At 61.6% G+C, this 12809-nt stretch carries 10 protein-coding genes; 6 read left to right on the top strand and 4 right to left on the bottom strand.

What is annotated here, in order from left to right; genetic code table 11:
* From ACR0D8_RS10525 to ACR0D8_RS10505, 5 genes are all read left to right on the top strand, one after another.
* Complete coding sequence (locus tag ACR0D8_RS10525) at positions 1–255, top strand: DUF2269 family protein (RefSeq protein ID WP_480646142.1); 255 nt, start codon at positions 1–3, stop codon at positions 253–255.
* 97 nt (positions 256–352) lie between these two features.
* Entirely contained in the window at positions 353–3079 is a 2727-nt protein-coding gene (locus tag ACR0D8_RS10520) for a DUF2339 domain-containing protein (RefSeq protein ID WP_480646140.1), read from the top strand.
* A gap of 164 nt (positions 3080–3243) precedes the next feature.
* Positions 3244–6156, top strand: a complete 2913-nt coding sequence (gene ileS, locus ACR0D8_RS10515) for an isoleucine--tRNA ligase (protein WP_480646138.1) — start codon at positions 3244–3246, stop codon at positions 6154–6156.
* A gap of 81 nt (positions 6157–6237) precedes the next feature.
* Positions 6238–6693 (top strand): methylated-DNA--[protein]-cysteine S-methyltransferase, encoded by a 456-nt coding sequence (locus ACR0D8_RS10510; protein WP_480646136.1) that lies wholly within the window; start codon positions 6238–6240, stop codon positions 6691–6693.
* Between the two features lie 76 nt (positions 6694–6769).
* Entirely contained in the window at positions 6770–7237 is a 468-nt protein-coding gene (locus ACR0D8_RS10505) for a hypothetical protein (protein ID WP_480646135.1), read from the top strand.
* Here the strand turns inward: ACR0D8_RS10505 and ACR0D8_RS10500 are convergent.
* The 4 genes from ACR0D8_RS10500 to fsa form a co-directional block, all read right to left on the bottom strand.
* Positions 7222–7935: a CDP-alcohol phosphatidyltransferase family protein gene (locus ACR0D8_RS10500; RefSeq protein WP_480646133.1), complete on the bottom strand. Its 714-nt coding sequence runs from the start codon at positions 7933–7935 to the stop codon at positions 7222–7224. The genes ACR0D8_RS10505 and ACR0D8_RS10500 overlap by 16 nt on opposite strands.
* 86 nt (positions 7936–8021) lie before the next feature.
* The gene (locus ACR0D8_RS10495) at positions 8022–8942 is read right to left on the bottom strand and encodes a tyrosine recombinase XerC (RefSeq protein ID WP_480646131.1); all 921 of its coding nucleotides are present in this window, start codon (positions 8940–8942) and stop codon (positions 8022–8024) included.
* Positions 8939–9646, bottom strand: coding sequence for a DUF484 family protein (locus tag ACR0D8_RS10490; protein ID WP_480646129.1), 708 nt, complete (start codon positions 9644–9646; stop codon positions 8939–8941). The genes ACR0D8_RS10495 and ACR0D8_RS10490 overlap by 4 nt, the downstream gene beginning before the upstream one ends.
* 198 nt (positions 9647–9844) lie before the next feature.
* Positions 9845–10498, bottom strand: a complete 654-nt coding sequence (gene fsa, locus ACR0D8_RS10485; RefSeq protein WP_475162604.1) for a fructose-6-phosphate aldolase — start codon at positions 10496–10498, stop codon at positions 9845–9847.
* 91 nt (positions 10499–10589) lie between these two features.
* On the opposite strand from fsa, the gene ACR0D8_RS10480 reads away from it, so the two are divergent.
* A complete protein-coding gene (locus tag ACR0D8_RS10480) occupies positions 10590–12785 on the top strand; it encodes a primosomal protein N' (protein ID WP_480646127.1) in 2196 nt (731 codons plus the stop codon).
* The last annotated feature ends 24 nt before the right edge of the window (positions 12786–12809 follow it).

Here is a 12809-nt window from a genome sequence, read left to right as displayed (position 1 = left end):
TTGTCGCTGGGCGAGGGGTGGATACTGGCGTCACTGGCGCTTTATGCCCTGGCCGGAATTTTCTGGCTGCCGGTCGTATGGATACAATTCGGGTTGCGGGATCTGGCGCGGACGACTGCGGATCGCGAAGCTGTTTTGCCGGCAGCATATTACCGATTGTTTCGTATTTGGTTTGCCTGTGGATTTCCCTCCTTTGCATCGGTTTTCGTCATTATCTGGTTAATGATCGCCCGGCCGGTGTTTGATGTGATCTAGCAACAACCCGGCAAAGCCCTGAAATTGCCAAGATTCCGGACTGTTACCGCCTGCAAGCCTCGGGTAGCCTGACGAGAAAACCGCCCCGGAGGCCACATTGGAATCTCTGCTTGTTCTTGTCGGATTGATTGTGCTGGCGATTCCGGTGGCTGTGATTGTTCTGCTCGTCGGCCATGTCCGTCTGCGGCGCAGGGTCGAGCAGCTTGAGCAGCAGATCCGGTCCGCTGGGGGCGACATTCCGGCGGCGCAAAAGGCACCAACGCGGTCCGGGCCGCCAAAACCCACCGTTTTGCCCGCCAAAAAAACCGCCCCCGCACCATGGTCAACCGCCAAGGAACCGCAATCGGATGTGACACCCGACGACGCGCAAGCGGTGTCAGAATCGCCGCAATCCCCACCCGCTGCGGTTGTCTTCCGCGAGGATCGCTTTGCCGCCCTGACCACCTGGCTGCGCGAAAACTGGTTTTATGCGGTCTCGGCCCTGTCGTTGGCGCTGGCAGGGATATTCCTTGTTCAGTATGGCGTTGAAAACGGGCTATTACCCCCGTCCGCGCGCGTGACCGCGGCCCTGATCTTTGGCGCGGCGCTGATTTGCGCAGGCGAGATCATCCGGCGCAGATATGGCGACGACGAAAACTCAGCCACGGCGTACCTGCCGTCGGTATTTTCCGGGGCCGGTCTGGTCACGCTGTTCGGTGGAATTCTGGCAGCCCGGCAGCTTTACGATCTGATCGGGCCAGAGGTCGCGTTGGCCGCAATGGTTGCGGTGGCGCTTTTGGCTTTGGTCCTGGGGTGGTTTCACGGTCCCCTGCTGGCCGCGGTCGGCCTGATCGGAGCCTTTGCGGCGCCTTTTGCCGTTGGCGGAGCTTCGGATAACCCAAGCTGGCTTTATGCGTATTTCTTTGTCATCGCGGTGCTTGGTCTGGGGATCGACACGGTGCAGCGCTGGGCGTGGATATCCGTCCTGACACTGTTCGGTGCCTATACCGCGTGCTTGCTGCTGGTGCTTTCGTCGCCACTGACCGAACCGGGATACCTGACCTGTGTCACCGCGCTGGCCGTGATAGGCATCGCCATTCCGGTCCGGAGGATCTGGCCCGATCACGCGGGACCAATGATCGCTGAAATCATTGGACGAAAGAAAGGTGACCCTTGGCCTGAGTTTCCGACACGGCTGGCCTTCGGTTCCGTGGCCGTCAGTTCGGCGATCCTGTCCCTTCACTGGCCGGATTCCGCAGGTGAGTTCTGGCTGGGTATTACTTTGCTGTCGGGACTGGCACTCGCATTGATCTTGTGGGCCAAGGATGCAGTGGCATTGCAGGACGTAACCGTTTTCCCGGCGCTTGGTCTCATCTGGTTCGTCCTGATCCAAGGACTGGATGGCGGTGCGGTCCTGCGCCAGTTCGCAGAAACCTATGCTGAGACACCAGAGGCCGATTACCCATGGACCGTCACTGCCTTGACGGCGCTTGGGGCCGTGGTTTCGGTCCTGGCGGCGTGGCGGTCGATACATGCGTTCCGGTATGCCGCGGTTTGGGCCGCTGGCGCGGCGATCTTCGCACCCGCCCTCGCCATCGGGCTGGAGCTTGGCTGGCGCCCTGCCACGGTGATCGGAGCGTATCCCTGGGCGCTGCACGCAATTGCTCTGGGCGTATTGATGGTCGTCTGTGCCGAGCGGTTCGCGCGCGTCGATGGCGACAACCGGATGCGCCCTGCGCTGGCTACGCTGTCGGCGCTGTCCTGTCTGAGTTTTGCCTGCGTCATCGTACTCAGTTCCTCGGCGCTGACCATCGCTTTGGTCGTGATGGTCGTTGTAGCCGCAGCGCTGGATCGCAAATTCACCTTGCCTCCGATGAGCTGGTTCATCTGGATGGGCGTATTCACCGTCACCGCGCGGCTGGTCCTTAATCCGGGTCTGGTCTGGGCCAGCCTGGCCCCGGTGGCCGAGATAACGTTGGTTTATGGCGCGGCAACCCTTGGGTTCCTGACGGGATGGCTGTTGCTCAGGCCGCTTTACCGGCCGGTTGCGACGTTGTTGCTGGAAAGCGCAGCCTGGGCGACCGGAGGCATTTTGCTGTCATTGCTGCTGGAACGCTGGCTGCAGAGTTTCGGCGACGGCAACGCAACCAACAGCCATTGGGGTCTGGGCCTGTTGGCAATCATCTGGTTGCTGCTGGCCTTCGCGCAGGTTCAGCGGTTCGAATTGGGCGGAAAGCTGAACTACGCGCGGTACCTGCTGGCCGCGTTCTTTGCCGGCCACGGGCTCTGGCGACTGGCGCAGGCGCTGTCTGAGGCGAACCCGCTGTTCAACCCCCTTTCACCACCGGTACTGGGTGCACCTGTGGTCAACACGCTGGCGGTGGCCTATCTGCTGCCTGCGGTCGCAATCGCGTTCTCGGTCTGGCGCATACGCGCGACGCCAACCTGGCTGAGACGGGTCAGTTATGCGGCAGCCTGCGCTCTGGCCGTGTTTTGGCTGGGCCTGATGATCCGCCATGTCTGGCAGGGGGCGGCAGGCATGTACGCAGAGAACGGCGTGACGCAGCCCGAGCTTTACACCTTTACCATGGTCCTGCTGGGGATCGGTGCTGCATTGTTCTATCAGTCGCTGGCGCGCCAGTCGGATCTTATGCGCAAGGCCGGGTTGGCGGTGATCGGTTTGGCGATTGCCAAGGTGTTTCTGATCGATATCTCGGGTCTGGGTGGTCTGATCCGGGTGTTCTCTCTGCTGGCGCTGGGGCTGGCGCTGGCCGGTCTGGCCTGGCTGAACCGCTGGGCGAAACTGCGCCGTTCGCCACAGGGGTCAGAACCACTGGACCATTAGGCGCGGGCGTCCTATAAGCCCGCCATGCATGACCGTTCGGCCATCATTATTCGAATTATATCCCCGGCGCTCTGACCTCCTGAGACGCCGGGCAAAGGTGCTTGAGATATCGCACTGACCGCTTCGATCCATAAGACGACCAGATCATCCAAGGGACGCCCCCAATGTGCGCCGACACGACCCAGACACCTGACTACAAAGACACGCTGAACCTGCCCAAAACCGACTTCCCGATGCGCGCTGGCTTGCCCAAGCGCGAGCCTGCCTGGCTGGAACGTTGGGAGAAAATCGGCGTCTATGACCGCCTGCGCGAGAAAGAGGGGCGCACGCCCTTTACCCTGCACGATGGCCCTCCGTATGCGAACGGCCATCTGCATATCGGTCACGCGCTGAACAAGACCATCAAGGACATGATCGTGCGCAGCCACCAGATGATGGGGTTTGACTCGCGTTATGTGCCGGGCTGGGACTGCCACGGTCTGCCCATCGAATGGAAGATCGAAGAACAGTACCGCAAGAAGGGCAAGAACAAGGACGAGGTGAACGTTGTCGATTTCCGTCAGGAATGCCGCAAGTTCGCCGAAGGCTGGATCGACATCCAGCGCGAAGAGTTCAAGCGTCTGGGCGTCACTGGCAACTGGGTCGATCCCTATATCACCATGGACTACCACGCCGAAGCCGTGATCGCGGATGAGTTCATGAAGTTCCTGATGAACGGCACGCTCTATCAGGGGTCCAAGCCCGTGATGTGGTCGCCGATCGAGAAAACCGCGCTGGCCGAAGCCGAGGTCGAATATCACGACAAGGAGAGCTTCACCATCTGGGTGAAGTTCAAGGTTGTGAATGCGGGCGACCTGGATGACGCCTTTGTGGTTATCTGGACGACGACCCCGTGGACGATACCGTCGAACAAGGCGGTCGTATATGGCAAGGATATCTCCTACGGCCTGTACGAAGTCACCGGCACGCCCGACGAATGCTGGGCTTCGGTAGGTGACAAATTCCTGCTGGCCGACAATCTGGCCGCTGACGTTCTGGGCCGTGCCCGTCTGAATGACGACCAGTGGGCCCGCGTGCGCGACGTGACCACGGCTGAACTGGAAGGCGTACAACTGGCCCACCCGCTGGCCGGGGCCGAAGGTGGCAACGGTGAGTGGGACGACATTCGCGACTTCCGCGCTGCCGAGTTCGTGACCGATACCGAAGGTACCGGGTTCGTCCACTGTGCGCCGTCGCACGGGATGGAGGAATTCGAACTCTACCGCGATCTGGGCATGCTGGAGCAGGTCATCACCTATAACGTGATGGACGACGGCAGCTTCCGCGCCGATCTGCCGTTCTTCGGCGGCAAATTTATCCTGTCCCGCAAGGGCGGGGAGGGTGACGCGAACAAGGCGGTCATCGACAAGCTGGTCGAGGTTGGCGGGCTGCTGGCGCGTGGCAAGATCAAGCACAGCTATCCGCATTCGTGGCGCTCCAAGGCTCCGATCATCTATCGCAACACACCGCAATGGTTTGCATCCGTGGACCGCAAGCTGGATGACGGCATGGGCGAGATGGGTGACACGATCCGCGAACGTGCACTGCGGTCCATCGACGAACTGGTGAAATGGACACCGCGGACCGGCCGCAACCGTCTGTATTCGATGATCGAAACGCGCCCGGACTGGGTGCTGTCGCGCCAGCGCGCCTGGGGCGTGCCGCTGACCTGTTTTACCAGGAAGGACGCTCTGCCCACCGACGCCGACTATCTGCTGCGCAACGAAGAACTCAACGCGCGCATCAAGGCCGCGTTCGAGGAAAATGGCGCGGACATCTGGTACACCGACGACTTCAAAGAAAAGATGCTGGACGGTATCGCCAACCCGGATGACTACGAACAGGTGTTCGATGTGCTGGACGTGTGGTTCGATTCCGGCTCGACCCATGCCTTCGTTTTGCGTGATCGTGACGACGGGACCGAAGACGGCATTGCTGATGTCTACATGGAGGGCACCGACCAGCACCGAGGTTGGTTCCATTCGTCCATGCTGCAGGCCTGCGGCACAAAGGGCCGTGCGCCATACCGTAACGTGATCACGCATGGCATGACCTTGGATGAAAAAGGTCTGAAAATGTCGAAATCCATCGGCAATACCATCGTGCCGGAAGAAGTGATCAAGCAATACGGTGCGGACATCCTGCGCCTATGGGTGGCACAGACCGACTATACCGCCGACCAGCGGATCGGTCCGGAAATCCTGAAAGGTACCGCCGACAGCTATCGCCGCCTGCGCAACACGATGCGGTTCATGCTGGGCTCGCTGGCGGACTTCACCGAGGCTGACCGGGTTGAGCCGCAAGATATGCCGCGCCTGGAACGCTGGGTCCTCAGCCGTCTGGCCGATCTGGATGAGCAGGTTCGCAAGGGCTATGCGTCTTTTGACTTTCAGGGCGTGTTCAGCGCGGTCTTCACCTTTGCGACCGTCGATCTGTCGTCCTTCTATTTCGACGTTCGCAAGGATGCGCTGTATTGCGATGGTGACACCCTGCGCCGCCGTTCTGCGCGCACGGTTCTGGACATCCTGTTCCATCGCCTGACGACCTGGCTGGCCCCGGTTCTGGTTTTCACCATGGAGGAGGTCTGGCTGGAACGCTTCCCGTCGGACGACAGCTCGGTCCATCTGATGGATTTCCCGGAAACGCCGTCCAATTGGCGCGACGTGGAATTGGAAACCAACATGGCCAAGGTTCGCCGTGTCCGTCGCGCGGTGACCGCCGCGCTTGAGGTACAGCGTCAGGACAAGGTGATCGGCTCCAGCCTTGAGGCCGCGCCGATCGTGCATGTCGAGGATGCCGATACGCGTGACCTGCTGGCTACCTTCGACGTGGACGACATGTGCATCACCTCGGGGCTGACTGTCACCGGCGACCCGGCCCCGGCCGAAGCGTTCCGCGTCCCGGAAATCGAAGGTGTCATGGTGCTGTTCGAAAAGGCGGATGGCAACAAGTGTCAGCGTTGCTGGAAAATCCTGCCTGACGTGGGCCGCCACGCCCATGGCGGCGTCTGTGGGCGCTGTGACGAGGCGCTGAGCTAAACATTTAACCCCCGGCCAATCAGCCGGGGGTTTTTACTTTCACCGCTTGCACCACCGCCGGCGATCTGAAACGCTGTGGCCATGCCGATGATCGCCGTTGAAACCCAGTTTGGTCGCCTTGGTGTCGAAGAAACCGACGGGGCCATAACGCGTCTTGTCTGGAACGGTCAGGATGACGGGCCGGACACGCCGCTGCTGCAAGAGGCCGCCGCACAGCTGACCGCTTATGATCAGGGACGGCTGGACCGGTTCGATTTGCCCTATCACATTGCGGGTTCAGAATTTCAGCGGCAGGTTTGTAATCTTATGTTTGCCATTCCGCTGGGCGAAACCCGGACCTATGGGGATATCGCCAAAGAGCTGGGTCAGCCCGCGCAACCGGTGGGTCAGGCCTGTGGTGCCAATCCTATTCCTGTGATCATTCCCTGCCACCGGGTGCTGGCCGCCAGCGGGTTGGGTGGCTTTTCGGGTGCGGGCGGGATCGAAACCAAAGTTGCCCTGTTGCGCCACGAACGCGCCGCCGGTTTGCTGATCTGATCATCCGAAAACTGTTGCAATCCCGTTGGTTGAGGCCCAACTTATATCCGATGCTGAATGTAAAGGACCGCATTGAATGACTGCCCAAACTGACCCGGCTGCCCGGAAGCGGGCAATTATCGACCGATTGATGTCTCTGGAAGCGCAAGAACTGGCGACCGCGCAAGCCCATTATGATGCGTTTCTGAAGGACTCTCAGCTTGATGACCGGGAGGGGCATGACAAGGACGATATTGCTGCTTCGCGCGAAAACGCGGATCTGGCGGCGGCCTTCGATGCGCCCGTGCATGCCCACCACGCCAAGATCGACGTGATCGAAAACACCGATTTCAGCCTGACCGACACCGTACAGCCCGGGGCCGTGGTCAAATTCAACAATCGCCGTTTTGTTGTCTGTGTTTCAACCTCCCGGTTCGAGGTGGACGGAAAAACCTATATGGGCATCTCAACCCAGAGCCCGATCTATCTGGCTATGGTCGGTCTTCAGGAAGGCGACGTTTTCACTCATAACGGCACCGAGTTCGAGGTTCAGGAAGTTCTCTGAGCCTGACTTTTGCGCGGCGGGATTACCTGCTGCGCAATCCCTGCCGAAACCAGATACAGGCTTGTGATCACCAACCCCCAATGGGCCCAGCTTTCGGGGTGAAAATCGACCCAGGCGGCCCAGCCGGCAAAAAAGGTCCAGGCAAACGCCATCGGCAGCGTCAGGCTCCGCCAGCGTTCGGTGCGCACCGGATGCACGAATTTCAGCGGCAGGAACATCGCGACCGACAGCAGCGACACCAGCAGCAGGATGACCCAGAAATTGGGCTCCAGCGCGAATATGACGATCACGAACATGTTCCAGCATCCGGGGAAGCCGGAAAAGGAATTGTCCTTGGTCTTCATCCGCGTGTCGGCAAAATACATCGCGCTGGCGAAGGTGATGACGATGATGGCAAACCAGCCGGTCCAGCCGTCCATCAACCCGGATTTGAACAGGGCAAAGGCCGGAATGAACACGTAAGTCAGATAGTCGATGATCAGATCCAGAAGCACGCCGTCAAATTCGGGCGCATTTTTCTTGACGTGGTAATGACGGGCCAGAGGGCCGTCGATGCCGTCCACGATGAAAGAGACGACCAGCCACAGATACATCAGGCTCCATTTTTCCTCGACAGCGGCCAGCATGGCGAGCATCGCGAAAACGGCACCGGTGGCAGTAAACAAATGGACGAATAGCGCTTTGAATCTAAGTGTCATCCGTGTGTCTTGGACGATGCTTGCGCCAGATGCAAACCAAAAGCCCGTCTTCTTTGAAATGCTTTCCGTCAGGAAGGATTTGGGCGTCAGGCTTTCGGGTGGGCCCGGTTATAGACCTCCATCAACCGTGCCGTGTCAACGGCGGTATATGCCTGCGTGGTCGATAACGAGGCATGCCCCAGCAATTCCTGAATCGCGCGCAGGTCGCCGCCGGCCGACAACAGATGTGTCGCAAAGCTGTGGCGCATGGCGTGCGGCGTGGCTGTTGCCGGCAGGCCAAGCTGCATGCGCGCCTGCGCCATCACGCCCTGTACAGCCCGCGGGTTCAGCGGACCGCCGCGCACGCCGCGAAACAGGGCCTGGTCACCGGATTGCGGGTGCGGGCAAAGCTGAAGATAGCGCGCGACGGCGGCCCGGGCAGCGGGCAGGACCGGGACGATCCTTTCCTTGTCGCCTTTGCCGACAATGCGCAGCGTGTCGGGCAACGGTGCGTCCGCGCCGGTCAGAGACAGGGCCTCGGATATCCGCAGCCCGCAGCCGTAAAGCAGCGTGACAACGGCCACGTCGCGGGCGGACACCCAGTCCCTGGTCGATTGAACCTCAACCGTTTCGATCATGGCGCGGGCGGCGTCCTCGGCCAGCGGGCGCGGCAGCTTTCGGGTGAATTTCGGGGCGCGGGTGGACAGCACGGCAGTGGGTTCAAAGCCCTCACGCTCGGCCAGCCAGCGGTAGAAGCTTTTGACCGCAGACAGCTTGCGGGCCAGCGATCGTGCGCCCACGCCCGATGCGCGCTGATCAGCCATCCAGGCGCGCATGTCCGGCACGGTGATCCGTGCCAGCGCCGCCAATCCCTGCCGGTCCCCGTGATGCAGGGTCATGAAAGACAGGAATTCGGTGACGTCGCCGCGATAGGCTTTCTGCGTATTCTCGGACCGCCCGGCGAGCGCCCCCAGACCATCCAGCCAATGCTGCAAAGCATCGCGGCAGGCTGGGGAAATCAGGCTCACGACAACCAGTGCCGCATCGAACGCTCGAACACGCCTGCGAAGAAGGTCAGCAAATCGGTGCCCAGTTGTGGCGTAAAGTGGTTGGGGTCCCTGGCGCCCATGACAATCATTCCGGGCAAACGGCCTTCACCCAGGTTCAGCCTGAGGCAGGCCTCGGACCGCAACTGGCCGGTATTCGCCCCGAAAATTCCGGGCGTCGGGTGACCGATCTTGCGCAGGACCACGTTGCGGGCCGGGCCGCCGCGGTCCTGACTGAGATAGGCATCAATCGTGCCGGGGGCGACGACGGTCAGAACGCCGCCGAGCTTGTCGATGGCCGGGTCGTCCTGCATCGCGGTGGTTTCCAGAACCAGCGTAATGTGGTCGACGCGCAGGATCTCGGCCACGTCATTGCCAAGCGTGCGCAGGAAATCCTCGAATTCGACCGGTTCCAGCAGCCTCAGGATGGCGCGGTGCACCTGATTGGTACCGGCCAGGTTTTCATAGGCCGCTGCAATGACCGAGCGATGGGTGTCCTCAAGCCGGTCCAGCCGGGCTTCGAGCCGCTGCATCGCTATGCCGCGCAGGTCGATCACGTTGTTGCCACGCGCCTGCTCATTGGCTGCGACCAGCGCCTGCATCAGGTCCTTGTCGTCCAGAACGGCATCTGGTTCGGCCAGAATCGCCGCGCGGAGATTATCCTTGAGTTTGATGTTGCTGCTCATGTCCCGTCCGGTCTTTTTTTGTTGAGCGGCTTATAACATGGCTCGCCGGATTTGCCTTGGGAAAAATGCACGTAAAAGTGGATTTAAAGCTGGATTGTGTCGGATAGGCTCCCGCCTGCAACACCCTGATCAATAGATCAGGTTTTGCCGTTGGGCCGGGCGCGGCGCCGTTCCGGCGCCGCGCGGTCGCAAGGGATGTCAGAGGATTTTCTGACCGGTCTTGGCCCAGTCGGACAGGAAGGCATCCAGCCCCTTGTCGGTCAGCGGGTGGTCGGCCAGTTTCTTGATCACGGCGGGCGGCGCGGTGATGACGTCAGCGCCGATGCGCGCGCTGTCGGTCACGTGGTTCACCGAACGGATCGACGCGGCCAGGATCTCGGTCTCGAACCCGAAATTGTCATAGACCTGACGGATATCCGCGATCAGGTCCATGCCGTCGAGGTTGATATCATCGAGACGGCCGATGAAAGGCGAAATGAAAGTCGCGCCCGCCTTGGCGGCCAGAAGCGCCTGATTGGTCGAGAAGCACAGGGTCACGTTGACCATCTGGCCTTCGTCGGTCAGCGTCTTGCAGGCTTTCAGCCCCGCCCATGTCAGCGGCACTTTGACGGCAATATTGGGGGCGATCTTTGCCAGCTTGCGGCCTTCGGCGATCATGTCGTCCGCCTCGGTGGCGACCACTTCGGCCGAGACCGGACCGTCGACCAGATCGCAGATTTCCTTGGTCACTTCCAGAATGTCGCGGCCCGACTTCAGGATCAGCGACGGGTTTGTGGTTACGCCGTCAACCATGCCCAGATCGTTCAGTTCGGCGATGGCGTCGATCTCGGCTGTGTCTACGAAGAATTTCATGAGGGCAGTCCTTTGATGGGTTGGCCTTGGTCGCGGATGGCTTTACCTCAAAGAGACCCGTGCTGAAACCCCTGCTGAGGAAACACGTGCTTTGAGCGCTCAGGAATACTTTGATCAAGGCGAGCTGGTGGCGGTTCTGACGACGCAGCCGCTGGACCGGACGCTGGATTACAAGGCGCCAGAGGGCGGGTGTTTTCTGGGCGCCTTTGTCGAGGTGCCGTTGGGGCCGCGTAAGGTTCTGGGCGTTGTCTGGGGGCCGGGGCAGGGTGGTTTTGACCTGTCTAAGGCCCGGTCCGTGATCCGGGTGCTTGAGGTCGCGCCGATGCGTGAAGAGATGCGCCTGTTTCTGGGGCGGGTGGCCGATTACACGCTGACGCCGATGCCTGCGATGCTGCGGCTTGCGACGCGTGCGCCGGGGTTGAGCGACCCGCCTTCGATGCGTAAGATTTACCGGCTGGGATCGGGGGAGCCGGACCGGATGACCGACGCGCGGACCCGGGTACTTGAGGTGCTGCGGGATTATGGCGGTCTGGCTTTCACGCTGAAGGAACTGGCCGAGCAGGCGGGCGTGACCTCGTCGGTCGTCAAGGGTTTGGTCAAGCAGGGCGCTGTACGTGAAGAGGACTGCCCAAGGGATCTGCCTTATCCGCATCTTGATCCCGATCTGCCCGGCAAGGACCTGACCGAGGATCAGGCCGCGGCAGTGATGCGCTTGCAGGACGGGCAGCGGACGGGGGACTATGGCACGACGCTGCTGAAAGGCGTGACGGGCTCGGGCAAGACCGAGGTGTATCTGGAGGCCGTGGCCGAAGCGCTGCGGCAGGGGCGGCAGGCATTGGTTTTGCTGCCCGAGATTGCTCTGACAGCCGAGTTTCTGACCCGGGTCGAGGCGCGGTTTGGTGCGCGTCCGGCCGAGTGGCACTCGGGTGCGACCATGACCGAACGTCGCCGGGTCTGGCGTATGGTGGGGCAGGGCGATGCGCAACTGGTGGTCGGTGCGCGTTCGGCGCTGTTCCTTCCGTTTCGCAATTTGGGGCTGGTCGTGGTCGATGAGGAACACGATACATCCTATAAACAAGAGGACGGCGTGCATTACAGCGCCCGGGATATGGCGGTGCTGCGCGCCGCCATTTGCGGGGCGCGGGTGGTTCTGGCCAGCGCGACTCCGTCGCTGGAAAGCTGGGCCAATGCCGAGGCGGGCAAATACCAGCGACTTGACCTCACCGCGCGCTTTGGCGCGGCGGTGCTGCCCGAGATGAAGCCCATCGATATGCGGGCCGAGCAGATGCAGCCGGGGACGTGGATATCTCCGTCGCTGCGGCAGGCGGTGCGGCAACGGATCGAGCGCGGCGAGCAGTCGCTGTTGTTCATCAACCGCCGCGGCTATGCGCCGGTGACGCTGTGCCGGGCCTGTGGGGAACAGATCGCCTGCGACCACTGCGATGCGCGGATGGTCGAACACCGGTTCCTAAAGCGTCTTATGTGCCACCAATGCGGTGAGACCAAACCGATGCCCGAGACCTGTCCGTCCTGCGGGGTCGAAGGCAAACTGGCGCCGGTGGGGCCGGGGATTGAGCGGCTGGCCGAAGAGGCCGAGGCAACCTTCCCCGAGGCCAATATCGCGATGCTCAGTTCCGATTTGTTCGGCTCGGCGCGGGCGCTCAAGGCCAAGATCGAAGAGATCGCCGAAGGCGACGCCGATATCGTGATCGGAACGCAACTGGTGGCCAAAGGGCACAATTTCCCCAAGCTGACGCTTGTCGGGGTGATTGACGCCGACCTCAGCCTGCACGGGGCGGATTTGCGCGCGGCGGAACGGACATTTCAACTGATGCGGCAGGTCGCGGGCCGCGCGGGCCGTGCCGACAAGCCGGGGCAGGCGCTGTTGCAGACATTCCAGCCCGAACATCCGGTGATCCGCGCCATTCTGTCGGGCGATGAGGAAGGTTTCTGGAAAGCCGAGGCGGCCGGGCGGCAGGCCGCCGGGGTGCCGCCTTACGGGCGTATGGCGGGCATTGTTTTGTCCGGCCCGGAGGTCGGTCCGGTTATCGATATCGGCAATGCGATGGCGCGCAACGACGCCCCTCTGCGCCAAGTCGGGGCGCAGGTCTTCGGCCCGGCCCCCGCGCCGATTGCGCGCATCCGTGGACGGCATCGGGTAAGGCTGCTGGTTAAGGCCCCAAAAGGCGCACCGATACAGGATGCCGTCGCACGCTGGATCGCGCCCCTGCGGCTGAAGGGCGATATCCGCCTGACCGTGGATATTGATCCGCAGAGCTTTTATTGACCTCTGCATTCACGCAGACCGGCT

It is taken from the genome of Ruegeria sp. BG10 (genome assembly GCF_056538575.1).
The sequence above is the reverse complement of the archived record's forward strand: the minus strand, read 5'-3'. Positions and strand labels throughout refer to the sequence as shown.